The following is a 24,991-nucleotide window of genomic DNA, read 5'->3' as shown; positions in this document are numbered from 1 at the left end:
AAAGCTTGCAGACGCTTATACTATGCGCGCCTGGTACGTCGAGAACTTAGATAGTCACCAACAAACAACGCCGCAATACCAGCCGCTGCCGCCAAACTAATAGCACGATTACTATTTATCACTGCCGGGAGGTTGGCAGTTTCCTTCGCCTTTTCAGCCTTTGCCTGCAATTTTTTTATATGCTTTGTGACATGTGGCATCTCGTTCTTTCTCCAGTCTACTCGTTCCGCAAGCGAAGCAGTCTCAGGCGTGTCGGGCGAAAGCGTAGCATAAACACACTCTCCGCTATTTACACCACCCGTGTTAACGAACTCCGCCAACTCACTCTCAATCACTTCTTTATACTTACGTATTACCGCGCGAGCATTGTTTTCTCGACGATCTTCGGCGCTTGCAACCAGCGCATCGAGCACTTCCGGTGTTAACACGAGCGATACACCCGCCTGCTCCATGTATGTCTTGTTCTTCTTTTCGATATGGCGTTCAAGTATACGAGCCAGGTTTTCATCAGAATGAAAATTAAACACAATACTACGGTCTATGCGGTTGATAAACTCAGGCCGAAAATATTTTTTCAATTCCTTAATAGCCTCGTTTTCAATTTCTTTTTTGTTTGGCTCTGCCGAGTCACCAGACTGGAGCCCAAACTTTTGCACTCGTAATTTCTTTGCCATTTCGGAAGCACCAAGATTACTGGTGAGAATGATGATGGAGTTCGTAAAATCAGCATGCCCGCCCCTCGCTAGCGGCACTTTGCCCGAACCTATCGCCTGCATTACAATGTCCCAATATTCCAAGGACCCTTTTTCAATTTCGTCAAACAACACAACATTCAACGGTTTCTTTAATTCCTTGGTTGATAACGCAGGTACTATTTCAGAACCCACATAGCCTGGAGGCGAACCAATCAAGCTAGAAATATTATGCCCGTACTTATACGACTCACTATTGATCTCTAGATAGCCGCCACCTTGAGGATGAAGCTGACGAGCCAACTCCTTGGCGAACTCCGTCTTGCCTGTGCCCGTTGGACCAAGCAATGCAACGGTCGTTACCGGTAGGGTTGGGTCACGAAGTTTTTCGCGATTTATTGCCCGAATTATTTCGTTGACTGCATCTTCCTGACCAATGATTGCATGATTCATACCCTCTTCGATGTGTTTGTGCGGCCTTAAATCACCGCGTGAAACTACATCAAAATTCATTAACGAAAGGGCCTTCGTAGCCATCTCGCTTTCAACATCTACGCCTTCAACTTCCTTGCGCTTCTCGTGCCTATTCGCTTTTTCCATGGCTACCTCCTATGTTCCTCCATATTGGGGTAAACATGAGTATAATGTCAAGCAAAAATATGTTGTGTTTTGTGCAATACTACAGTGCGTTAGTTCTGCAGTGGAATCTTCACCATCTTGAGGTCGTGGATTTTTTGCGCCAGTTCAGCAACCTTGTCCCATGACGATCCATCCGAAAGCACCGTAAGTGCATAACTACCGTAGTTGCTGTCATACACAACTGCCGTGTCGTTGTGTACAGTGTCAGACTCACCTACGACATGAGCAACGCTGATACCGCCCGAGCCGGCAGGTATACCATCGCTCTTGCGGTTGATGCCCGATGTACTTAGTATGCTCTGACCGTCCTGCGTACGAGCAATCGTGTTCTTAAAGAGACCAACCATAAGTTTCTGCAAATCATTAGCAGATGTCATCGTATCGTCACCAGCAAAAACAGTATTTGTCAGTGGGATTTCTTTTGCTCGTGAGTTGATTGTGGCATAGCCAAACTTATTGTAAAAACCTCGCGTACAAGCCACGTCGAACTGCTGCAACATCAGTTTGAAACATTCCTGAGCACTCGTATCACCACTTATGACATCAACCGGCCGCGCTATGCCGGCTGCTTTCTGCATAAGGTATGTATACGCCAAGTAAAGCGCATGGACACCTGCAGATTTCATCTTTACATCGCCGTTAAATGAAGCACTTCGCGGATGACGCACGCCACTCAATTCCGTAAAAGCCAATCCCCAAGTTCCAGGATTGTCCTGTGCATATTGTGCCAACAGTGCCGAGAAGCCTTCATTTGTCGGCGAATAGCTGCGTTTGTAGACGGTAGTTGGTCCCACGACGCTGGTTGCACCAATCGCTTTTTGATTCTTGCCATTTATATAATCCATGACCGACTGCACAGCCTTTGGCATATCGAGCTCTCGCCCATTAGCGCCGTTTACTCGGGAAGTTTCTTTAAAGTCACTTGTACTAACTTTACTGACCCCAGGCTGAACTACCAACTTTGAAGCAATTCCCTGCTTTAAGTAATCTTCCATGCGTTGCTGATTAACACTGAAATCCAGACTTGCCTGTTGATTTGCGCTATTATCGATTGATTGTTTTGGCACGTTCGCCGTAAAGTCGAGCCAACTCATTACTACACGGCCCGGAATCGTGTCAGTCGACGTATCAACCTGAATCGGCATAGGGTTTGCTAGCCGCGCATTGAGCGTAGCAGCAAGGTTGCGCGCCATGTCGTCCGTGACAGGTGCTGGTGTCTCGTTTATAGAAATTCGTACGCTATTTACCTCATTCGAACTCGGTTGAATCTTTGCTAAAGCCTGCTGAAACAACGTGATGTCACAGTTACCTCCGGTAATCGAGGCGACGACTTGCAACTGGCTATCTATCAGCTTCAAAGTTGCGTTTTGAGGTGGAATACTACAGTCGGAACCAACCTTACTGGTCGTATAGTCGGCTATTTTGTTCTTGTCATAGGTATATGCAATGTCGCCCGGCTTCTCTAGCCCAGGAGCCCAAAATATCGATCCCGGTATAAATCGTAAGTAAAACGGATAGTCCATGGCGTCAACACGCGCGCCGTTGTCCACACCTATGCCAACGTCCTTCATTTTTGGCGACTGGAATGCCGCCTGGTTCTTGCCAAAATAAATATCAAGTTTCAAATCAGCATAATCAGCGTCGAGTTTACTGGCAGCGTCTGTTTTTCGTAGACCACCTATGTCAACTCCATCCAAACGCGTCCCCGGGATTAATCGGCTCCCCGGATAAACAATCTGAAATATCGTCTCTCCCAGTAATAAAACTGAAAAAATAATTACTAACACCAGCTTCCAGTGCTGCTTAAACCAATAGTTCAATTCAAGTGAGTTCATATCAGTTTCAAGTATAGATTATGCTTGTGCTTTTAGACAACCCTAGTTGTCTTCTCGCCACTTTTCAATTTGACGAGTCAAGTCGGCAATCGTACCCCAATTACTGCCGTCGGTCATGATAACAAGCGCATATGTTCCCTTGGGGCTGTATACAATGGCCGCATCATGCAAAAGCGCGTACAAAAACCCAACCTTGTCTGCCACGGTAGCGCTAGTGCCAGACGGTATTCCTTGGCGATAAACATTGCGCTTCATTGCCGAAATAAGTGTATTAGTACTCGACTGGTTCAATAGCTGGCCCGACGCAAGCATACCAAGATACGTTACCAAATCGCCCGGTGTCGTTTGAATGTAGCTGTTCAAAAATGAGCTATGCGACAAACCAATCACCTGGAGTTCATGCGTCAGCTGAGCGTAGCCTATTTTAACGAGCAACGTCTTGGCGCAGTCGTTGTCTGACAATACAATCATGTCGTCAAAGCATTTCGTCAGATCGCGCCCGCCCTGTATCTGATCAGACCAATGCCACTCGCCAGATTCAATTTTTTTAAGCGTACCGTACGCCACAAATAGCTTATACGTGCTGGCTGTTTCAAATATCCTACTGTCGTTGTAGCCCGCATGACGGTGCTGACCGCTCAGCTCTGCATAGCTCACACCGTATACGCCACTATGCGACTCAGCAAAATGAGTTATCAGTGCCGAAAGACCGGTATCTGTAGCTGTATAGCTACGTGAATACGACAAAACAGGTGCCGCTACTTTAACCTTTGCCACGAGCTCAACGCTCGATCCTCCTAGCCATTGATTTAACAAATCAATCGTCGCCTGGCTATCAAACACCTGGCCCGACTGGCCTTGTGAGCGACCCGTTTCCGTAAAGTCCACCGTCGTCACATGGGTCGTACCGGCCGCGACTGTCACTTTTGGCGCCACGTTTTTCGCCAAGTAATCACTTGCTCGTTCAGCACTAATCGTCGCTACTATACCGCTGTCCGGCGCCTTGAAATCAAGCCACGACAAAAAAGTCGGCTGCGGAATCGCTACCGATGTACCTGCAGCTTGCATAGAAACACTCTTCGTTTTGTCCATCAGCTTCTTAGCAAAGTCACTCGCCACGTCATTATGGATCTTGGCTGGACTCTGCTGCATAGCAAATCGTACATCTGATTTTTTAAGTAGCGGTTTTACACTCTGAAGCGACTTCGTGACGTCCGTAAGTTTACATGTGCCGCCATCTACTGCCGGTACTATTCGTAATTTATCGTCCTTGTACGTCAGCGACGCGTTCTGTGGCGTAACGTTACAAAACTTTCCTAGCTCTTTTTTAACATACGACTCAGCCTTGGTGTTGTCGCGCGTATAGTGTGGTGGCGCAGACTGCGCAACAAAGTGCGCCCACCATAACGAAGTTGGAACAAGCCGCAACCAAAACGGATACATCTTAGCCTCGACTTCTGGCTGACTGCTAATTGTTAGACCTATATCACCCGGCTTCGGCTGCCTATAAGCGTCAGCATTTTTCCCGAAATATAAATTAATGGGCAGCTGCTTGTATTTATTGTCGAGTAAATTACTCGCTGCACTCTTAGACAATCCACCCACATCAACCCCGTCAACCATCGCATAAAGTGATAAATTGTCCTCGGGGTACGCCATCTGCGCAACAATTAATAGCAATGTAATCGTACTAAAACCAGATACGATTAACCTTCGCCAATGTTGACGTAAATACTCTCCGTGCCGTTTTAGGCGCAATGGCCTCATAGAGGACATTATAGTATCAGACGTCCAAAAACTCTAATGCTTGGCGAAGCACGCCCAGCTCTTCGTCGGCAGCACCTGCAGTTTCACGCTTCATGATTTCCGTACGCAACCACGCTAAATGCGTATTTTCTTCCGTCTCAGGTCCCTCTGAAGCCAGTCGTATGGAACGGGCAGACTTGTCTTTTTTCACCAAGAAACCCTTTGTAATTAATCCGTCTACGTGCACGGCTACAGTAGACACAGACTTATACCCCAACGACGTCATAACTTCGCGGTAGCTTGGTGCATAGTTGTGCTCGGCTATGAAGTCACCGATAAACTGCAACAATTCTTGCTGTTTTTTAGTTGCCCTTTCGCGCACGATGCCCCCCTATTGGACCAGTCACTGCAATAGCCGCCAAACCCCACCACACTATACTCACCGTATCGTCGACCCATACCGGCAAAAACAAACCAACTACCGCAAGCCCCAAGCCGCTAGCAAACACACCAAGGGCCAACATGGATCGTCGTCGTTGGTACAATCGCTTCATTATTTCTACATATAGCCACGCAAACAAACCAAGTCCGATCCAGCCGGCTTCATGTGCTACAAACAAATACTGATTTTCAATGATAAGTGGCTCGCTACCGCCAAGCGACGCCGAACCAGTACTACCTACACCGTTGCCAAACGGTTCACTTGCAACTAGCTTCAGACCATCGACTACCGAGCTAAGGTGCCCCGCGTTAGAGTCAACCGACGCACCAGTGGTAGGGTTGTCGTGCAATATTACATTCGTCACAAATTCACTGCCACGTAGCGCGTAAAGCCCGCCGATTACAACGAGCGTTGCCGCCAAAATCGACCAACCAAATTTTTGTCGTATACGTTTGCTCACAGACACAGCCACGACGGCTAACAGCGCCACAATGGCGCCTATCAAAGCACTTCGTGAATAACTCGCTCCCAGCGTCAGTCCTGCCGCTAGCGCAGCCATGCCCAAAAAGCCCCAATCGCGCCGTTTCAGACTGCCACGTATGGCAATCGCCGCTAGGAAACTTAATACAATTACCGCATATGCACCGAGTGGGTTTGGCCCCCGAAGCGTGCTATTAATTCGTACAAACGTTGGATTCTCGTCTACCAATAAGTAGGGTGAGATCGTGTCTTTGCTATAGCCAATATGCGTCAAAAAGTCACGCGGCAACACAAACTGTTGCAACACCGAAAACAACAGCACCACAACAGCCCCGCCGGCAAATACTTTGACAAACAGCTCGCGATACCACGGGTAAAGTTTAAGAGCACCATACACCAGCACGAAATACAGTACAAATCGTAAGTCAATCAACAACCCTGCGCCAGCTTGTGTCAAACCGTTCTGATACACAGCTACGAGTACAAAGTGCAGCCCGGCATACACGAGCGCCAGTTGCATCAGTCGATCCTGAAGAAGCGTCGAAATTTGCTTACGTTGCGTCGCCGCTACAATCAACAACACCAACGCCACGCCCATTAACACTTCTTTCCAGGCCTTTATAAATTGCACTTGGTGAGGCCATACAGTGCCCAGCCATACGGTTAATGGCGCATGTATCACAATACCCGCGGCAACCACCAAAAGTGTTCCGACAAGCACTCGCTCAACGAGATTATGCTTCATACAATTAAGTATACCCCATGTCGCTTGGCTCAAGGTGTTATAATAGCGATACATATATTATGCCGTCGAAAAACACCAAGTACTACAGCCTGATCCTTGTCCTCGTCGACATGTTCACACTACTGGCTGCGTTCACGTTGGCCTACGTCATTCGCGTACATTTCGACCATCGACCATTGTTAAACACCGTCTATGCCATTGATTACTTGCAAGCATCGCTAGTCATCGTGCCTATATGGATCGTCCTTTTTGCGGCACTCGGCATGTACCAGCCCAGTACCTACACTCGTCGCCTGGTAGAATGGGGCCGTATTTTACTCGGTGCGTTCATTGGCATTCTTGTCGTCATCGGCTGGGAATATGTCAGCGAAAAGCACATCTTCCCCGCCCGACTCGTTGCCGTCTATGCACTAGCCGGATCATTTCTGTTACTCCTACTCGAGCGTGAAATCCTTCGCCTTGTCCGCGAACTTATGTTCCGCTTTGGCCACGGTATTAGTCGAGTTCTTGTCATCGGTAGCAGCGACGCCACTCGCGACATTGCCAAAAACTTGTCCAACACCGCCGAAAGCGGCTACAAAATCGTCGCCCTTGCAGGACCAGCCAAATACATCCCCCGCGGGTTAGATGTCCACCATTTTTCCACAGTCGAAGAAGCGCTCAAAAAGGTACGCGATCTCCGTATCACCACCATCATTCAAACTGATTTATACGACAGCGCAGAGCGCAACCAGCAAGTGCTCGGTGCCGCACAGGTAAACCACATCAGCTACAACTTCATACCGGGCGAGCCAGAATTTTATAGTGGCAAAAACACAGTCGACGTTTTCCTCGGCTACCCTATGATCGGTGTCAGCCAGACGCCGTTGATTGGCTGGGGCGCAATCATGAAGAGTATCTTTGACCGCGTCATCGCGCTTATTGCTCTTATCATCTTGTCACCGGTTTTTGTGGTGCTCCTTGTTTTGCAAAAAATCTTCAACCCTGGCCCAATCTTTTACGTCAGTAAACGCCTCAGTCGATTCAGCCAGCCCGTCGACCTGATCAAATTCCGCAGCATGCGACCAGAATACGGCAAAGTTGACGCCGCCGAAGAGTTTCGCAACATGGGTCGCGAAGACCTAGCTCGGGAATACGAGCAAGTCCGCAAGGTCAACAACGATCCGCGCGTCACCAAGTTCGGCCTCTTCCTACGCGAAACTTCCCTCGACGAACTACCTCAGCTTATTAACGTCATTCGTGGCGACCTTAGCCTCGTAGGACCACGCCCTATCTTGCCGCAAGAAGCCAACTTTTCTCCAGCCAAAACCGCACTACTACACAGCGTCAAGTCCGGCGTCACCGGCCTTTGGCAAGTATCTGGCCGTAGTAGCCTGTCATTCGAGGAGCGCATAGAACTCGAAATGTTTTACGCTCAAAACTGGTCATTCTGGCTCGACGTTAAAATACTTTTCAAAACCATCGCTGTCGTGTTCCGACGTACAGGAGCAAAATAATGGCCGCACCCAAAATCGCTATCGTCGCCGACTGGCTGACCAACATGGGCGGTGCCGAAAAAGTCGTTTTGGCACTACACGAAGCCTTTCCCGACGCACCGATTTATACCAGTACATTCGTGCCCGAAAACATGCCTGAATTTGCCGGCCTCGACGTCCGCACCACTTATCTGCAAAATCTCACAGGCCCTATGCGTCGACTGCACAAATTCTTCCCTCACCTGCGCGGAAAGGCATTCCGCGCTCTCGACTTGTCGGAATACGACATTATCATCAGCAGTTCTAGCGCCGAAGCCAAGCAGGTGCGCAAAACTCGCCCCGGCCAAATACACATCTGCTATTGCCACACACCCATCCGCTACTATTGGTCGCACTACAACGATTACAAGCGCGACCCAGGCTTTGGCGGACTCAATTGGCTCATTCGCCTAGCTATGCCGATTTTTGTACCGCCACTAAAAAAAGCCGACTACCAGGCGGCTCAAAACGTTGATGTGTTCATAGCAAACAGTACTGTCGTGCAGCACCGCATCAAAAAGTACTACGGCCGCAACTCCACCGTCATATTCCCACCAGTAGACGTCAACCGTTTCGAACCAGCCCGTACTCGCGGCAACTACTACGTTGCTCTTGGCCGCCAAGTCCACTACAAGCGTATAGACCTAGCTGTTGCAGCCGCTACCGAGCTCAAAGTGCCACTCAAAGTATTTGGTAGTGGTAGCGAGCACGAATACTTGATCTCGCTAGCTGGGCCCAAAGTCGAGTTCCATACCGACCGCAATGGCGACGCGTCTGACGAAGCCGTCACCAAAGCACTCAATCGTGCTCGTGGAGCCATATTCCCAGCCGAAGAAGACTTCGGTATCGTTGCCGCCGAAGCACTTGCAGCGGGCACGCCAGTCATCGCTCTTGGCCGTGGCGGCGCCAAAGACATCGTCGACGACGGCGTCAGCGGCATACTTTTCCGCGATCAAACTGTCGAATCCGTAGCTACCGCCATAAGCGACGCTCAAGCTATCAACTTCCTCCCAGCAACCCTCCGTCGCAAAGCCAAGCGCTTCGACAAATCTCTCTTCATAACAAAAATCCGCAAAGTCGTGCGCGACAGTTACACAGGAGACCGTGCGTGAACATTCTCGTAACTGGCGGTGCCGGTTACATAGGCTCTCACACCGTCATAGAACTCATCGCCGCAGGCTACGATGTCGTTGTCGTCGACAGCCTAATCAACAGTAGTGTTGAGGCCTTGTATCGGGTTGAAAAAATCACAGGCAACACAATTCCTTTTTACGAAGTAGACGTCCGCGACACCGATGCGCTCGGCAAGATATTCAGCGAACATTCGTTCGATGCCGTCATTCATTTCGCCGGCCTCAAAGCCGTCGGCGAATCAGTTGCAAAGCCTCTGCTCTACTACAAAAACAATCTTGATTCGACGCTCACGCTGCTAGAAGTCATGCAGCAACACAACGTCAAACAAGTCGTCTTCAGTTCATCAGCAACCGTCTATGGCACGCCCGAGCACATGCCACTCACCGAAGACTCACCCGTCGGCATCGACCTGACCAATCCCTACGGCAAAACCAAATACATGTGCGAAGAAATCTTGCGCGACGCAGTAATAGCCAACGATGACCTGTCCGTAACCATTTTGCGCTACTTCAACCCCATCGGCGCGCACGAGTCCGGCCTGATCGGCGAAGACCCCAAAGACATTCCAAACAACCTCATGCCATACATCGCCCAAGTTGCCGTAGGCAAGCGCGACAAACTATCTGTATTTGGCGACGACTACGACACGGTCGACGGCACTGGCGTACGCGACTACATCCACGTGGTCGACCTCGCCCGTGGGCACGTTGCGGCGCTCACTCACATGCGACCAGGCGCTCAAGTCTATAACCTCGGCACCGGCCGTGGCACCTCAGTCCTCGAGCTAATCCATGCATTCGAAGAAGCCAGTGGCAAAAAAGTCCCCTACATAGTCTCGCCACGCCGCGCTGGCGACATCGCCGCCTGCTACGCCGACGTGTCCAAAGCCGAGCGCGAGCTCAGCTGGCAAGCTAAACTATCCGTCCAAGAAGCCTGCCGCGACAGCTGGAACTGGCAATCGCAAAATCCTGACGGGTTTTCGAAGTAGTTAATTACCTCTTTTGCAAAACACTTCAACAAATCAGTGCTCGTCACCAAGATATACAAGATCATACACTTTAGCTGGCGACAGTGATTCCTAATCTATAGAATTCCTGGTACGTCACTCCGTTTTAACCTCCGAAGCTTCCGCTGTTTTGTCCCAAATTTCCGATTCAGCACCAACAAGATTACAGCAATCAAATAGAAGAGAGGGACTGATGCGTAGTAAAAGATTGTACCCAGTCCGTCGAACAAAAAACAGTTTCCCAGCCCGAACCCTTCCCCGCATCGTTGAGGAATTGACCAGCTAGATAGCAAAAGGTCTAACATGCACAAAGCATTAATTATTAGTAGTAGTATCGCAGGGAAAACCAATACTCCTACGTTACTTCTTTTCTGCTTTTCCGATTTCCTCAGTAGCAAGAGCGCCGTGAAGGCCATGACAAATATAGCAATGCATGCCATCGCTATTACATACGTCGGTTCAACGCCATAGTCATAACTACCCCATTGCTTACTTGCGAGATAAGCGTCGTTTTGCTTTACTAAACCCTCGTTATAACTACAGGCAAGCGCAAGTACCACAAGACAACCAGCGCTTAACGCCGCCGTGGTGCTAAATCTATGCTTTTCTTGTTTCATATAAAATCAAAATATATGGTGCTATTGATCAGATTAGTCCGTACCAAACTTTCTCTTTGCTTCATCTTTGCAGTAGTATGTGTTGAGAAGTCCTGGTCCATAGCCTTCTTCACCTGGATGCAAAACTGGACTACCGCCCTCGACGACAAGGCTTTGTGTCAATGGCGGCTCCCCGCAGACTGCCAATTTAGTTGTATATTGAATCATCCCTGTGATAAACCCTAGAACAATGACAGCCAATAAACACGCCAGCCAGACCAACTGTCTCCGCGCCCGAACCTCACTTAATGATTCCTTTTGCTTACGAATAGGCACACCCTTAGTGGGTTTTGATTCGAGCCTACTAAGTGTCTCAGCTGTCGGTTTTTTTCTTACCATAACTTTTTTAGTATACCAAATGTGACAAAGTAAAACCCTTATGGATTTAACCCCAGTTAGTGTCTAAATAGTGCGTGTCTAATCGTGCTCAATATAAATTTCACAACCGCCACAAATGGACTATGTTACTTAGAGGACTGTCCTCTAACAGATAGTAACGTTGTCAGTTTTATCACCGATCGGCTAATTGGTGCTTCAGGTCGGCTATTTCATCCCGCAGCTCTTCATAGTCAGCTACAAATTCCATGTACTGGTGGGTGTCGTCAAAAACCTCCAATATGACCCTTGGGTCTATCCAGTCGGGCGCTTCGGCAGGCTCGGCATAATGCCTTAAACTTGAATATCTATAAGTCTGCCATCGTCTGGGGTTGAGGTGAATATACCTGGTGATGTGCCGCAAGTACGAATTGCTGTCAATTCTCGACGCTTTGTACCTACTCTCAAACAGCGAGCCAGTACGTTTGTATTTCAGATTAAAGTACCTACTATAGCTCGTCATCAGGCTGCGCATAAATTTCTCCAACGAGGGGATGTCCTTTTGGTACATAAGCAGATGAAAATGGTTGCTCATGAGACAATACGTGAGGAGGATAACTTGGTTTTTGAAGTGGGGGTAAATCTCGCCAGTCTTACTTATTGCCGGTTCGTCAGACAGATAACGTTCAAAGAGATTGAGAAAATATTTATAATCAGCCGCTTCAAGAAATATCTTTTGCTTGTTCGAACCCCTGGCATACACATGATAGTACGACTCTGGGGCTTGTTCTTTTATGACATTTCGCGACGGCATACTTTTCACTGTACTATAACTGGTATGAAATTACACCTTAGGAGGAACGTCCTCTTGTACCAAAATTTAACACACTAAGACTAAACTCTTTACCGTCGTGGTGAATTGTCTGGATACATATCCTTTTTTGCCGTACATGTATACGTTTTTCCAATTCCAGGGCCATAGTTGGCATCACCCGGCTCTTGAGGAACGCCTATCGACGAGCCCGACCACAGTCCGGGCGACGTTATGGATGTTGGCGGTTTTTGACATTCAACGTATTTTACACCCCAAGAAAAAATTCCAGAAATCCAGCTAATTATGAAAACTGTTAGTGCTGCAACAACAACTATCCCCCACCTAAAGCGTTTGGTGCTTTTGCGCGTGCTTCGTGCTAATTTTCTACTCGCAGACCTACCACTCTCTAGGGTTGCGCGCTTTTCGAGCGCCTGAAGAGTCTGTTTTGTCTTTTGTCTTACCATAAACATTATCAGTATAGCAAAATAAATCTTTCGCCCGTTCTTTTACTGGTTGGTTTTAAAATCTAAATAGCGCGTGTCTTGCGACACTCAACACAAGTTTCACAAATGACACTATTAAACTATGTATAAACTTAACAAATGACAATATACTTGACTTACCATGACCATGATGGCTTGGTTTGGGACTTGGTGTAGGAGCGGAGGAAGGAGTTGGCGTAGGTGACGGAGTCGTAGGCGCTGGTGTTGGCGTAGTAACAGGCGTTGCGGGCGGCGTGTCTCCGAGCACAGGATCACATGCGTCATCTATACCATCCATGTCACCATCAACCCCACTAGCAGTAACGAACAGGCAAGGGTCTTTGCTATCAATTATGCCGTCATCGTCGATATCATCGGGATTAGAACCTTGCACGAGGACAATCTGCGTATACTCGATAGGGTCACCCGAGTATGTCGTGCCGGTGAAGATAATCGTATGGTAACCTGCTTCAAGACCAGACGGAACCGTTATCGAGGCGTCTATGCTACCATTTTCATTCGCAACAAGCGTACCGAGATTAACCTGATTGGAGTAAATATTTACAGATACATTACTACCGGCGGCAAAATAACGTGAGGGCGAGTGAATATTTAGCACCTGGCTTTTGACGATTGAGGTAATGCCGTCACCTATAGATTTACCCGCGGACACTACGAAATTAATAGCCTTAATAATAATCGTGTCGATGGTCGGACTAATCCTAAAATAACTAGGGATTGGCGGCTGTGTTGCTTGGTTTGAAGCTGGGCATATGATTATTTGGTTGCAATTACCAAAAGAGGTTAGCGTCTGGCCGTTAAGGCCGGAGCCTATCGTTTTAAATACGGCCAAGTGCCCATCGGCGTCAGGATGATAGGCCTCCTGTTGCTCATATATATTTGGTGCAATCATGCCAATGACACCCGTTGCAGTACCGTTCACATACGAAGCCTCTGAGCCGCACAATACGTGGCCACCAAGACTATTCTCGATATCCACGTAGTACACACCGGCAGCATTCGCGGCCGCCTTAATGACTTGGTTCATGTAAGCAACCCCTTCGGTAATCATCTGTCTCTCTGTCTGATTTAGACCAAAATTTGTTGGACAGTGGGATGATGAGCTGTCTATGAATTGCGGATAACCTAATACATATATTTTCGTTTCGGGTGAAGCGTTTTTGAGTTGCATGTACAAGTTTTGGAGAGCGCTATACTCTCCGCCTATCATCTCACCCAGTCGTTTTAGACCTGGAGCGCCCGGGTCACTCTGGTTGCTCTGAGCCCACTCACAAATACTATCTAGGCCTATCTTCGTGACACAGCTCCTAATGATTTCGCCAAATAACACATCGTTACCCCCGATGCTAAGTGTAGTAGCTTTTGGTTTGTTCCTCTCTATAAACTCTATCTGCTGTATACGACCGGGTGTAAAGTTGCTTCTTGCCTGGTCTTGTAGCTGCTTGATGTTTGGTAAACCCGCAAGCCTTGGCTTACCATCCTCGTATTGTCCGAGGAAATGACCATTGTCATCAAACGAACTCGACCACCCATAAATATCCGATCCAACTGCCCCACTACAGGCGACTGACCTCATCTTGTCATCAGCAATCCCACTTAAGGTTCGTAGCAAAAATGGATACGACCTGCTACTAATATGACACTTCTCTTCCGGGACTCCATTTGCATAATCGCTAGCGACATCAGTACCTGGTAAATAATACTTCGTTCCGTCGGTCTTTTTCGTAGTGTCCCCCTCACCACTCGAATACGAATCACCCAAAGCCAGGTAGTCTAACGGCTGTGGACCAATATAATTCGCCGCCCGCAAAGTCACATATTTCGGCACAATCGCACTATCATACGATGTCGCGTAAAAGCTAATCTCGCCGCTATCTTCGCTAAATTTTGGCTGATACATTGCATTCGGACGATCAATTACGCCATTACCAATATCTGGTCCGTGAACAACTTCGACCACAGGACACGGTGTATCTTGTAGTTTTACCAGGTCAGCGTATATCGCGTTATCCGGCAACACATTACCGCAACTACCTGAAATGTCATAGATGGAATTTAATGTATTTTGCCCAAGCACGGCAACATGCTGACCGTCGTTAGTAATGTTGAATTCTATAGTTGGGCTATACCCTATCGTGTAGTTGGTTTTCCAATCAGAGAACTTCACCATTTGCATGGTATCCATATCTATTCGTACCAACCCCAGACCTACAAATTCCACCACCAACCACTTGTCGTTTGGTGAGTGTTGCATATGCTTAGCTACACCCAAAAAGCCTGGCGCCCCACTACCAGCATCATTACTAATGGTCTGGTCAGGTTGTGTTTGTCCTACGGCATAAAAATGATTATTAAGTACATTCTCACCACCCTGAAGCTTCAACTTACTGACAAAGTTTTTGTAAATGTCTATCTGACCGGCGCCAATGTACGTAGTGTGACTAACCACAGCTAATACATCCCTGCTCGGCATATAAATACATGAGTACGTGCATGTAATCCCATTTATGGCATGTGAGGCTTTGTCGCCAACAAATTTTACAGCCAGGCCATGGAAGTTGTTGTAACTAAACAACTGATAATTTTCGTCCTCACCCATTACACAGTTAGTTTTTGGCGTAGGCTGACCACCGGTACCCACTACGTCTATAGTTGTCGCGGCGGCTGTATTGTATTTAGCTTGGCACAAATCTCGCCATTTCCAATCGCTACTCGCATCTTTTACGCTCTCAACTACCGGAGAATTGTTTGTCCATGACAGTGCGTCTGCACTCACCAACTTTGGTAACAAAGCAATTGTAAACAGAGCCATAGCAACAGACAAATAAAGGACAATACTCCTCGCGTTCCAAACTTTCATTACCCCCCATTATACACAGAAAGTAAAAATTGTGTTAAAAGCAGCTTAAAATTAGGTCTTTTTACTTGCCCTTACGAAACAAGTCGCGCAAAGCAATCTTCGCCAGATTCCGTGCAGTTTTCTTGGGCCTTTTTATAAATTCGCGTATTTCTTTGTCGCTTCTAGCTAGGTGATCTACGTCGTGTCGCTGGAGCACGTTATCAAAGTACGCACGTAAATTAGCATGCTCACTCCACGCTTCATAAGCACCCTCTAGCTCGTCGTCTGTCAGCAACGAAACAATCCTTCGTTTATAGGTGTCGTCGTCGTCTGTGCGTATGGAAAAATTCTCTCGCATTTCATCGAGCGACCTACTTAGAATACTTTCGGTCAACGCTTGCTTCACAAGCCTTTCAGACGGTTCGCGATTAAACATATGCGTCCTTATTAGCTCGTTAAGGTAGTTAAATGTATAGGGCGACTCGGCAGAAAAGTTCCGTTCAGACCGCATACCAGCCTGTCGAAACAAGTGACGAAGCGTCGTATGGCCCGCTCCCATTGAAATAAGGATCCTTACGTTTTCGCGCTTTAGCAAATCCGGTCGTGCATATAGTATTCGGTCGATTTCTTTTTCAAATTTCTCCACCATCAACACTTCTCTTTGGTGCATCAGTTCACCCATCCTTGCCCAAGTTTCGTTGTACGCACTCAAAGCTTCCGAATACTCCATTCCTTTTATCCAGGACTGGTCAAACAAAGTTTGCATTTCTTGCACTAATTCTCGTTCATAATTAGTGTCGCCTATATCTATCAAACCGATTGCTTTTTTTGACTTATAGATGCCTTTTAATAGCGGCTCATACGACGACCCGCTTACTTCGCCGTCTCTCATTGCGCGGCGCAGACTCACAGCAGGATTAACAGAAAGCTTATTAAAATCATCTAAGTTCTCGTACCGAATTGCGACATCATCCTCATGCGCCACAACTTCTTCATAGAGTAAAATGTCTGCCTTTGCTAATTGAGGCGCTATACCTTCCATGTCCTTGTTGTTGCCATGGGGCGCAAAATAAAACGACAATTCAAGCTTTGGCCAATCAGGGTGCCGCTCTTGTATAGTCGCTAAATCGGGCAGTTCTTCTACGTAGTCAAGTTGAGCACTTTCGGGCTCATTTTGCGGCGGTAGCATTTCTTCAGGTTTTGACATGTTTATATTTTGCTAACTAACAGATGTAATATTAGCATAAAATTGATAAAAAATCAATCCTCTACTCTACGTAAATATCTAGTACCTATCAAGGTCCGACGGCTGTTCACTTGTTGGCTCTTGCGACCCCGTCGACTGCACGCCTGGAGGCGCTAGCGGCGCAACTGGTGGGGGTGTTTTTCGGCGTCGAACTATCACAACAACTACCACGACAGAACCAATCAGTACTACGGCCCCACCGGCAAGTATTGCCGGTAGCCAGTTACTCTGCTTTTTTGCAATTGCTTCCGTAGTTGATTCTGGGTACGTCACAGTATTTTTGCCATCTAATTTGGCGGTTGCATATGTCCAATCGTCGATATACCGACCGTTTCCCCATGAGTAATTGTCATATGCCCATCCATGTATACCGCCTCCACTCTCAGGACAATCTCGTCCATCAACATTTGTCGTAGTGAAGCGTATATCCGCTATTGGCACCAGGTCAGCATCGTTCCAACACAGTCGTGTCGTCGGAGCATTATCACCGTTAAGTCGGGTAACAGCAATCCCACCTCTTCCCTCAACGTCACTGGCTACAAAATGAATCTCTGCAACCCTTGTGATTACAACTTCTATACCGATCTTGCTCGATGGCGATATAATTCCGCCCGTTTTATCTACGCCCTGAAAAGGTATACGCAATAAATCATTCGACAAACCGCTCATCTGCTCGTTGAGCGTCACGTCGTTTTGTCCGTCGAAACTACCGTCGCCATCGGTGTCTACCTTGACTTGGTATTGACCTATGAAATTGTGCAAGAAAAACGTTATATTGCCCGAAAGCTGATCCTTGGAGCCGTCCGGTATGAAGTGAAGCTCACTGATTACTGGGTGACCAACATTGGGAAGCATCCAATCTTTGGTTCCATCCCAACGGACGGAGTTGGTTGGCAAATCACCAGCTGGTTGCTCAAAAAACAACTTATATTTATCGCCGCAGCTACCCAATGCTGGCGTGTAGTCTTTATCCTCCACCTCTGTACTTTGATACACTGATATACAACCCCCATCCTTGCGAATTCCTATCGAATCTGCCGATAAAATTGAAACCTGACCATTGTACTGATTCTCTGTTTGTTTATATATATATCCGTCTTCGCTAACATAGTAGTATGTGAAATCATTAGTAGCATCGGCTTGGTTTGGATCTGACTGTCTCGTAGCATACCCTTCTGTCCACATACGCCCGTGTTGCTCACCATTATTACCCGTAACTGTAATATCCCACGAAAATAGATTCTTTCCCCAACGTACAGTTGGTGAAACCTCTTCGAAGGGCCTCGCACCCTTTGCGGGTGTAAAATTAATTCGCCATATACCAGTCTTCACTGCTGTCACGGGCTTAAATACACAACCCTTACCAACAGCTATATCTCTTTTTGCAATACACTTTTGTTGTTTAACATCCGGCCCATCTACCGTAATGCTAACATCTACGCGCAGCATATTAATATTAACCTCGTAATATTGAGAACGAATAAAAGCAACGCTCAGCTTTTCACCAGCCTTCACATATACGTAAAAGGTATTATCTGCACTAACAAGGAGCTTGTCGCCCGACGACAATGCATTAGCAACTCCGGTATGACTACCCGCCACCCATACGAGAGATACAACGATCGCTAGAATTAGCCTCCGCATATACCTATAGCATAACCGTAATGGTACAAAAAATAAAGCTGACGGTGGCGATCAAACGCTCTACTCTACCGTCACGCTCTTGGCCAAATTACGCGGTTGGTCCACGTCATTGCCTTTCGCCACCGCCACATAGTAGGCAAGCAGCTGCGACAGCACATTAAACACCAGTGGTGTGAGTAACTCAAGCTTCGTCGACACCCGCACTACATGCTCGGCAGATATGCGCTTGGTGGTGTCAGTGATCACTATCATGTGCGCTCCACGCGTATTCATTTCTATCAGACTGCTTTGTGACTTTTCGTATAGCCAGTTGTCTTGCAGGTAAAACACTTCAAAAAATCGATCATCGATTAGCGCAATCGGACCATGCTTAAGCTCGCCAGCAGCGTAGCCTTCAGCTTGCACGTAACTAACCTCTTTGAGCTTCAGCGCTCCCTCCATCGCCACAGGGTAGAGCGTGTCGCGTCCCACGTACAATGCGTGCTCATAGTGTGAGTACTTACCTGCAAGCTTTTCAAGCTCCTTTTCATGGTTCTCTATGACTTTTTCTATTTCAGTCGGCAACAACTCCAGCTCGCGTATATAGCCTGATATCTCTTTTGCACCCAAGCCTTTTGCCTGCGCCACCATCAAGCCAAACATCAAAATCGCTGCTACTTGACTCGTGAACGCCTTGGTACTTGCCACACTGATTTCTGCACCTACATGTACATATACACCACCGTCCACTTCTCGAGCAATAGTGCTACCAACAGCGTTGACCACACCCAAAGTTCGCACTCCGCGACGCTTAAGCTCCAGTAGGCATGCAAGTGTGTCTGCCGTCTCACCACTCTGACTCACAATCAATGCCATTGTATTTTTCGGTACGACAAACGACCTATAACGCAATTCGCTTGCAATATATGAGCTAAATGTCACATCGCCCAACACCTGCTCCACTAGGTAGCCTGCTTGTAGTCCGGCATAGTAGGCGGTACCACAACCAATCACCATCACATGCTCAATTTGCCTCAGCTCCTCGCTAGTCATATTTAGACCACCCAGTCTTACTGTCGCCGACTTAGTATTCACGCGTCCGCTAAGTGTACTCCGCAAGCTCTCCGGCTGCTCGTGAATTTCTTTTAGCAAGAAGTGGTCAAAACCCTTCTTTTGAATCGACTGCATATCTAGCTCTAGCTTTTCGACATCCGCTTCAATTGCATTCGCCTCAATGTCATACATTTGTACACCATCCCGTGTACACAAACCAATTTCGCCATCATGCAAATAAATCACCCGATCCGTATAACCAACAAGTGCCGATGCGTCGCTCGCTATAAACACCTCACAATCGCCCACTCCCACAATCAGCGGACTACCCTTTCGTGCCACTACAATTTCATCAGGATTCTTACGACTTAGTACGGCTATACCATACGCACCCACCACCATCTCCAGGGCACCGCTCACTGCATCGAGCAAACTAATGGCATCGTGGTGCATGTAGTCTATAAGTGCCGCCAGCACCTCGGTGTCCGTGTCGCTCTTAAAGTGGTAGTCGTACTTCGTCAGTTCATCCTTCAAGTCCTGATAGTTCTCAATGATGCCGTTATGCACCAAGTAAATATCGCCCACCTCGTGCGGATGCGCATTTCGTTTACTCGGTTCGCCGTGCGTCGCCCAGCGAGTGTGACCTACGCCTACCCGATCATTGGTTTTGTGAGTTGCTACCTTCTTCTCTAGTTCGACAACTTTTCCCTTTTCGCGAAGAAGCGTTGCCGCCCTTTTTTTGTTTATCGTCACCACGCCCGCGCTGTCATAGCCTCGATATTCTAACCGCTTAAGACCGCTCAGCAGCACCTGCTGGGCTTCCTTGTCACCGATATAGCCAACGATTCCGCACATGAATTCAATCCTTTCGGCGCATGAATGTTCGTCATGCTTATATTCCTATCGTAACATTTTTTTATAAATTTAATAAAATGTGAATATTACAACTAAACTAGCGTCTGTCGTGGTAAAATACCTCTATGATTTCCGTTGAACGATTGCGAGCGTATACGCCAGAAGATGCCGCAGGCATTGGGCGATTAATGCCGTTTTTGAGCGAATCTTTTTTAAGCACCCCTATCCCCGAAGAACGCCTGCGTGCCATTATTGAGTCGGACTACCATGATCAGCTAGTGGCACGCGAAGATACCCGACGTATCGTTGGCGCTGCAACACTTAGCCTCATCTTGGGGGCGGGCGCTGGCGGCAAAGCGCACCTAGAAGATTTCGTCACCGATCCTGAAACTAAAGGTGTGGGAAGTGCGCTCTGGAAAGAAATGGGCGCATGGTGCGTCGAGCGAGACGTCGAACTGCACTTCACCTCACGTTCATCGCGCATAGCCGCGCAACACTTCTACCTTAACCGCGGCGCCGAAATCCGCGACACAAATGTGTTCAAAAAGAACTTTCGCGAAGATTAAAAACTACTTTTCGTGACCGTTCGCTTGATTGATTCTCGTAGAGGAGTCTGATTTTTCCGTGCCGCCTACGCCCATGACCATCTGTATGTGGTAATCTTTGCATACTTGCGTTTCCGGTATTACCTTCTCTGAATCTCTATCGCCGCCGTTTGCAAATATCAGCTCATCTCCAGGATGCTGAATGGCAATCATCTGTAGTGTCTTTATGACCGTTGGGTCTTCGTCAATCGATATCACTGTGTCGTCAACCATGCGCAGTGCACCTACTAACCGCGCTCTGTTTTGTTCGTTTAGAATTATTTTCCCTTTTTTAATAATTTGTTGCGTATCGTTGTTCACGATTACGATGAGTTTGTCGCCCATAAGTGCCGCAGCCTCTACCATGTCCAGATGACCGCCGTGTAAAGGATTAAAAAATCCGCTAACAATAACTACTTTCATGTCACTCAGTATACAATGAAGTTATGGAAATGAACTTTTGCCGTCGTTGTGGTGCCTCACTTCAGCATGTTAATAATCACGTTTACAAATGTACGAACGACCATATCCTTTTCGCAAACTCATCTCCGGCAACCGCTATTTGGTTAGTTAATAGCAAAAATGAAGTCCTGATTGTCGAACGGGCAATCAAGCCTGGCAAGGGTCTGCTTGACGCACCCGGTGGCTTTCTCGACGGCGACATAGAAACATTCGAACAAGCCATTGAACGAGAAGTTGCCGAAGAAATCGGTATCAACAAAAACCAATATACCGACCTAACTTATCTACTGAGCGGTGTTGATCAATACGAATATGGCGGCGAGGCAATACCCGTTCTCACGTGTATGTATTGGGCTCGTATTGAAGATGACGTAACCTTGAATCCAATGGACGATGTCGCTTCGGCGTCCTTCATGTCATTTGAGGATATTGACTTAAATAAAGTCTATTTCCCCTCGGCAGTACGAGGCCTCAAGATGCTTAAAGAATTGTTGTAGTTATCACATTATTAAAATTTGCTGTTTTCTACAATGGACGACGTTGTTTGAAAAGCGATATACTATTGTCATGACAAAGATGCTTATCACCGGCGGCGCAGGGTTCATCGGGTCGAACTTCGTGCACTATACGCTCAAAAACCATCCCGAATACGATGTAACCGTCATCGACAAACTAACCTATGCCGGCAATCCGGATAACCTCAAGGATGTTCTTGAAAAAATCAATTTCATCACAGGTGACATCTGTGACAAGGAACTTGTAGACGAACTTGTCGGCAACAACGACATCGTCGTACACTTTGCCGCTGAATCGCACAACGACAATTCGCTCAACGACCCATGGCCATTTATCAATACCAACATCATTGGCACCTTCCATATACTCGAAGCGGTGCGCAAGCACGGCAAACGTCTTCACCACGTCAGCACCGACGAAGTCTTTGGCGACCTTGAGCTAGACGACCCAAATCGCTTCACAGAAGAAACGCCATACAACCCATCTAGCCCATACTCTGCTAGCAAAGCTAGCTCCGACCACTTAGTCCGTGCATGGATTCGAAGTTTCGATATATTGGCAACTATCAGCAACTGTTCCAACAACTACGGACCATATCAACACATCGAAAAATTCATCCCGCGCCAAATCACCAATATCCTAAGCGACATCAAACCAAAACTATATGGCACGGGCGAACAAGTCCGCGACTGGATCCATGTTGACGACCATAACTCTGCTGTTCATCTAATTCTTGATAAAGGCAAACTCGGCGACACCTACATCATCGGTGCCGACAACGACCACGTAAACAACAAGCAAGTCATTGAACTAATATGCGAACTCATGGGTAAGGGTGCCGACTGGTACGAGCACGTCAACGACCGTCCGGGCCACGACATGCGCTACGCTATGAACAGTACCAAGCTTCGCACCGAACTCGGCTGGCAACCACAATACACCGACCAGGGCGGTATGCGCGACGGTCTACTCGCCACTATTGACTGGTACAAGCAAAACGACGAATGGTGGAAAGCCGAAAAAGCCAAAGTCGAAGCCAAATACGCTCAACAAGGGCAGTAATCAAATCTCTAACGTAGCAACTAGTGGTAAATGGTCCGACACGTCAACGTCCGGACAGCTTTTTTCGACCACCTGTATCGAAGGACTGACAAATATCATGTCCACCACGGCCGATGCATAACCTGGGTTATCTTTACGCCTCATATTAAACGTCGTTATTAGCTCGTCTTTACCAAACACACTCTTCAGGTGTTGATCAATCTCTATAATTGCTTGATTATACGGCTTGGCATTGGTATCTCCACCCAATATCACTCTTTTTAAACCTTCAATCTCCCTTATGACAGTCTGCGCCATGTGTTGGCGCTTCTCGCTGTAGTTGTCGCCGTCCATATCCCAAACGCCTTGGATGTTAAATAAATCAACATCACCTGCTGGAGTGTGTAGCACGACATGCTCCAAATTACGCGGACAGTTTTGAAATTGTCCGGGCACGTCGCGATAATCTTCGGAGTATTCTCCGTCAAAAAACACCGTTTCTTTTGGCGTTAGAGGGTATTTTGAAAATACACCATTGCCCCGTTGAGCCCTACCGTTAGTCCTGTCAAAGTCCCGATATGTCGGCGCAAGGTGCACATAGTCATAACCAAGTAGCTGTGGCATAGTTTGCATCGTACGATACTGTCGCTCAACCGTTGGGTCTTCGCAACTGTACGTTTCTTGCGTCAGCACGATATCCGCTTCCTGTTTATTCAAAAAATCTATAACATTTTCGAACAGCTCGCCGCCGTGCATCAAATTCAGACAAACTACCTTCAATTTCACACCTACGATCTTACCATGGTAGTTGACCACTAGGTGATATACTGAATTCATGTCAGAACTCGAATTTAAAAAAGAACTAAAAGTAACAGAAACGCCCATCAAAGGGCTCGTCGTCTACGACCTCATACTCCACGGCGACAACCGTGGCTGGTTCAAAGAAAATTGGCAACGCGAAAAGATGCTCAAACTTGGCCTGCCCGACCTAAAACCAGTACAAAACAATTTCTCGTTCAACGACAAGCGCGGTGTTGCTCGTGGCATCCATGCCGAACCGTGGGATAAATTTATTTCACTCGGGTCAGGCAAAATCTTTGGCTTCTGGGTAGACATTCGCGAGGGCAGCGAAACCTACGGCAAAGTCTTTACAACCGAAGTAGACCCAACCAAAGCCGTCTTCGTACCCCGTGGCGTTGCTAATGGCTATCAAACTCTCGAAGACGAAACCGTCTATAGCTACCTAGTAAACGACCATTGGTCGGCAGATGCACAATATTCAAATGTCAGCATGTTTGACGAGACACTAGGTATCGACTGGCCAATTCCGCTCAGTGAATGCGAGGTATCCGAAAAAGACAAAAACCACCCGTCACTCAAAGATGCCACACCTATCAGACCAAAAAAGACCCTGATTGTCGGCGCCTACGGTCAACTCGGCCGAGCGCTTTCTGCAGTATTTCCTGACGCCGAGCAAGTTGACCGCGACACCTTTGACATGAGTGACCCTGCAATTATCACAGGTCGACGCTGGCGTGATTACGGGACTATTCTCAACGCTGCTGCTTATACAGCCGTTGACCTCGCCGAAACTCCAGACGGCCGCAAAGACTCATGGCTCGCAAATGCCACCGCGCTCACAAACTTAGTTAAAATCTGCAACGAAAACGACATTACGCTCGTCCACGTATCTAGCGACTATGTATTCGACGGCACACAAGACCCTCACACCGAAAACGAAGCGCTTTCACCGCTTAGTGTTTATGGGCAAAGCAAAGCGGCGGGTGATCTAATCGTCAGCACTACGCCACGACACTATCTACTACGTACCAGTTGGGTCATCGGCGACGGTAAAAACTTCGTACTCACCATGAAGTCTTTGGCTGAACGTGACGTAAAACCAAGCGTCGTTAGCGACCAAATCGGTCGCCTCACCTTCACGCAAGACCTCGCTGCAGCAATCTCTCATCTGCTTACTAGCAACGCCTCTTATGGCACATATAACTTGTCAAACGAAGGCGAGCCAGCCAGCTGGGCCGACATCGCCAAAGAGGTATATGAATTTGTCGGCAAATCGGGCAACGACATCACTCCAGTCACAACCGAGGAATATTACGCCGGCAAAGAAGGTGTCGCTCCTCGCCCCTTACAAAGTACGCTCGACCTTGGTAAAATAAAGGCCGCAGGCTTCACGCCACGCGAGTGGAAACAAGCGCTTAGGGAATATCTAGAAAAACAGTAGGTCTACGGA

21 protein-coding genes are annotated in these 24,991 nt (G+C 47.6%); 7 read left to right on the top strand and 14 right to left on the bottom strand.

Going from position 1 to position 24,991, the window contains the following annotated elements; genetic code table 11:
- Nucleotides 1-20: 20 nt before the first annotated feature.
- The 5 genes from H6797_00295 to H6797_00275 form a co-directional block, all read right to left on the bottom strand.
- Nucleotides 21-1,292, bottom strand: a complete 1,272-nt coding sequence (locus H6797_00295; GenBank protein USN96631.1) for an ATP-dependent Clp protease ATP-binding subunit — start codon at nt 1,290-1,292, stop codon at nt 21-23.
- A gap of 89 nt (nt 1,293-1,381) precedes the next feature.
- Nucleotides 1,382-3,166 carry a serine hydrolase gene (locus tag H6797_00290; GenBank protein ID USN96630.1) on the bottom strand — a complete coding sequence of 595 codons (1,785 nt, stop codon included), beginning with the start codon at nt 3,164-3,166 and terminating at the stop codon, nt 1,382-1,384.
- A 42-nt stretch (nt 3,167-3,208) separates the two neighbouring features.
- Nucleotides 3,209-4,933: a serine hydrolase gene (locus H6797_00285; protein USN96629.1), complete on the bottom strand. Its 1,725-nt coding sequence runs from the start codon at nt 4,931-4,933 to the stop codon at nt 3,209-3,211.
- A 16-nt stretch (nt 4,934-4,949) separates the two neighbouring features.
- A complete protein-coding gene (locus H6797_00280; GenBank protein USN96628.1) occupies nt 4,950-5,294 on the bottom strand; it encodes a hypothetical protein in 345 nt (114 codons plus the stop codon).
- Complete coding sequence (locus H6797_00275) at nt 5,275-6,579, bottom strand: O-antigen ligase family protein (GenBank protein USN96627.1); 1,305 nt, start codon at nt 6,577-6,579, stop codon at nt 5,275-5,277. The genes H6797_00280 and H6797_00275 overlap by 20 nt, the downstream gene beginning before the upstream one ends.
- Nucleotides 6,580-6,638: 59 nt before the next feature.
- Between H6797_00275 and H6797_00270 the strand changes: the two genes are divergently transcribed.
- From H6797_00270 to galE, 3 genes are read left to right on the top strand one after another with little or no spacing between them, the layout of a single operon-like run.
- Complete coding sequence (locus tag H6797_00270) at nt 6,639-8,075, top strand: sugar transferase (protein USN96626.1); 1,437 nt, start codon at nt 6,639-6,641, stop codon at nt 8,073-8,075.
- On the top strand, nt 8,075-9,205 hold the full coding sequence (locus H6797_00265) for a glycosyltransferase (protein ID USN96625.1): 1,131 nt from the start codon (nt 8,075-8,077) through the stop codon (nt 9,203-9,205). The genes H6797_00270 and H6797_00265 overlap by 1 nt, the downstream gene beginning before the upstream one ends.
- Nucleotides 9,202-10,215 carry a UDP-glucose 4-epimerase GalE gene (galE, locus tag H6797_00260; protein ID USN96624.1) on the top strand — a complete coding sequence of 338 codons (1,014 nt, stop codon included), beginning with the start codon at nt 9,202-9,204 and terminating at the stop codon, nt 10,213-10,215. Before H6797_00265 ends, galE begins: the two co-directional genes overlap by 4 nt.
- Before the next feature lie 668 nt (nt 10,216-10,883).
- Here galE and H6797_00255 read toward each other — a convergent pair.
- From H6797_00255 to glmS, 7 genes are all read right to left on the bottom strand, one after another.
- Nucleotides 10,884-11,228: a hypothetical protein gene (locus H6797_00255; GenBank protein ID USN96623.1), complete on the bottom strand. Its 345-nt coding sequence runs from the start codon at nt 11,226-11,228 to the stop codon at nt 10,884-10,886.
- Between the two features lie 172 nt (nt 11,229-11,400).
- The gene (locus H6797_00250; protein USN96622.1) at nt 11,401-12,018 is read right to left on the bottom strand and encodes a transposase; all 618 of its coding nucleotides are present in this window, start codon (nt 12,016-12,018) and stop codon (nt 11,401-11,403) included.
- Nucleotides 12,019-12,107: 89 nt separating this feature from the next.
- Nucleotides 12,108-12,482, bottom strand: coding sequence for a hypothetical protein (locus H6797_00245; protein ID USN96621.1), 375 nt, complete (start codon nt 12,480-12,482; stop codon nt 12,108-12,110).
- A 55-nt stretch (nt 12,483-12,537) separates the two neighbouring features.
- A complete protein-coding gene (locus tag H6797_00240; protein USN96620.1) occupies nt 12,538-15,381 on the bottom strand; it encodes a hypothetical protein in 2,844 nt (947 codons plus the stop codon).
- Nucleotides 15,382-15,442: 61 nt separating this feature from the next.
- Nucleotides 15,443-16,567: a hypothetical protein gene (locus H6797_00235; protein ID USN96619.1), complete on the bottom strand. Its 1,125-nt coding sequence runs from the start codon at nt 16,565-16,567 to the stop codon at nt 15,443-15,445.
- Nucleotides 16,568-16,645: 78 nt separating this feature from the next.
- Nucleotides 16,646-18,250 (bottom strand): hypothetical protein, encoded by a 1,605-nt coding sequence (locus H6797_00230; protein ID USN96618.1) that lies wholly within the window; start codon nt 18,248-18,250, stop codon nt 16,646-16,648.
- 60 nt (nt 18,251-18,310) lie between these two features.
- A complete protein-coding gene (gene glmS / locus H6797_00225; GenBank protein USN96617.1) occupies nt 18,311-20,137 on the bottom strand; it encodes a glutamine--fructose-6-phosphate transaminase (isomerizing) in 1,827 nt (608 codons plus the stop codon).
- A 125-nt stretch (nt 20,138-20,262) separates the two neighbouring features.
- Here glmS and H6797_00220 point away from each other — a divergent pair, with 125 nt between their 5' ends.
- Nucleotides 20,263-20,703, top strand: coding sequence for a GNAT family N-acetyltransferase (locus H6797_00220; protein ID USN96616.1), 441 nt, complete (start codon nt 20,263-20,265; stop codon nt 20,701-20,703).
- Between the two features lie 3 nt (nt 20,704-20,706).
- Here the strand turns inward: H6797_00220 and H6797_00215 are convergent, their stop codons facing one another.
- On the bottom strand, nt 20,707-21,144 hold the full coding sequence (locus tag H6797_00215; GenBank protein USN96615.1) for an adenylyltransferase/cytidyltransferase family protein: 438 nt from the start codon (nt 21,142-21,144) through the stop codon (nt 20,707-20,709).
- A 23-nt stretch (nt 21,145-21,167) separates the two neighbouring features.
- Here H6797_00215 and H6797_00210 point away from each other — a divergent pair, with 23 nt between their 5' ends.
- A complete protein-coding gene (locus tag H6797_00210; GenBank protein USN96614.1) occupies nt 21,168-21,680 on the top strand; it encodes an NUDIX domain-containing protein in 513 nt (170 codons plus the stop codon).
- A gap of 70 nt (nt 21,681-21,750) precedes the next feature.
- Nucleotides 21,751-22,761, top strand: coding sequence for a dTDP-glucose 4,6-dehydratase (gene rfbB / locus H6797_00205; GenBank protein USN96613.1), 1,011 nt, complete (start codon nt 21,751-21,753; stop codon nt 22,759-22,761).
- On the opposite strand, the gene H6797_00200 is transcribed toward rfbB, so the two are convergent.
- On the bottom strand, nt 22,762-23,577 hold the full coding sequence (locus H6797_00200) for an endonuclease/exonuclease/phosphatase family protein (protein ID USN96612.1): 816 nt from the start codon (nt 23,575-23,577) through the stop codon (nt 22,762-22,764).
- Between H6797_00200 and H6797_00195 the strand changes: the two genes are divergently transcribed.
- Nucleotides 23,576-24,982, top strand: coding sequence for a sugar nucleotide-binding protein (locus tag H6797_00195; protein USN96611.1), 1,407 nt, complete (start codon nt 23,576-23,578; stop codon nt 24,980-24,982). The genes H6797_00200 and H6797_00195 overlap by 2 nt on opposite strands.
- The last annotated feature ends 9 nt before the right edge of the window (nt 24,983-24,991 follow it).

It is taken from the genome of Candidatus Nomurabacteria bacterium, from assembly GCA_023898645.1.
Classification (GTDB): domain Bacteria; phylum Patescibacteriota; class Saccharimonadia; order Saccharimonadales; family Saccharimonadaceae; genus UBA2112.
This window is presented reverse-complemented; position numbering and strand designations above follow the sequence as displayed.

Coding starts and splice junctions, on each gene's coding strand:
- H6797_00295 (USN96631.1), bottom strand. CDS start 1,292: ATGGAAAAAGCGAATAGGCACGAGAAGCGCAAGGAAGTTGAAGGCGTA.
- H6797_00290 (USN96630.1), bottom strand. CDS start 3,166: ATGAACTCACTTGAATTGAACTATTGGTTTAAGCAGCACTGGAAGCTG.
- H6797_00285 (USN96629.1), bottom strand. CDS start 4,933: ATGAGGCCATTGCGCCTAAAACGGCACGGAGAGTATTTACGTCAACAT.
- H6797_00275 (USN96627.1), bottom strand. CDS start 6,579: ATGAAGCATAATCTCGTTGAGCGAGTGCTTGTCGGAACACTTTTGGTG.
- H6797_00270 (USN96626.1), top strand. CDS start 6,639: ATGCCGTCGAAAAACACCAAGTACTACAGCCTGATCCTTGTCCTCGTC.
- H6797_00265 (USN96625.1), top strand. CDS start 8,075: ATGGCCGCACCCAAAATCGCTATCGTCGCCGACTGGCTGACCAACATG.
- H6797_00255 (USN96623.1), bottom strand. CDS start 11,228: ATGGTAAGAAAAAAACCGACAGCTGAGACACTTAGTAGGCTCGAATCA.
- H6797_00250 (USN96622.1), bottom strand. CDS start 12,018: ATGCCGTCGCGAAATGTCATAAAAGAACAAGCCCCAGAGTCGTACTAT.
- H6797_00245 (USN96621.1), bottom strand. CDS start 12,482: ATGGTAAGACAAAAGACAAAACAGACTCTTCAGGCGCTCGAAAAGCGC.
- H6797_00240 (USN96620.1), bottom strand. CDS start 15,381: ATGAAAGTTTGGAACGCGAGGAGTATTGTCCTTTATTTGTCTGTTGCT.
- H6797_00235 (USN96619.1), bottom strand. CDS start 16,567: ATGTCAAAACCTGAAGAAATGCTACCGCCGCAAAATGAGCCCGAAAGT.
- H6797_00230 (USN96618.1), bottom strand. CDS start 18,250: ATGCGGAGGCTAATTCTAGCGATCGTTGTATCTCTCGTATGGGTGGCG.
- glmS (USN96617.1), bottom strand. CDS start 20,137: ATGTGCGGAATCGTTGGCTATATCGGTGACAAGGAAGCCCAGCAGGTG.
- H6797_00220 (USN96616.1), top strand. CDS start 20,263: ATGATTTCCGTTGAACGATTGCGAGCGTATACGCCAGAAGATGCCGCA.
- H6797_00215 (USN96615.1), bottom strand. CDS start 21,144: ATGAAAGTAGTTATTGTTAGCGGATTTTTTAATCCTTTACACGGCGGT.
- H6797_00210 (USN96614.1), top strand. CDS start 21,168: ATGGAAATGAACTTTTGCCGTCGTTGTGGTGCCTCACTTCAGCATGTT.
- rfbB (USN96613.1), top strand. CDS start 21,751: ATGACAAAGATGCTTATCACCGGCGGCGCAGGGTTCATCGGGTCGAAC.
- H6797_00195 (USN96611.1), top strand. CDS start 23,576: ATGTCAGAACTCGAATTTAAAAAAGAACTAAAAGTAACAGAAACGCCC.
- H6797_00200 (USN96612.1), bottom strand. CDS start 23,577: ATGAATTCAGTATATCACCTAGTGGTCAACTACCATGGTAAGATCGTA.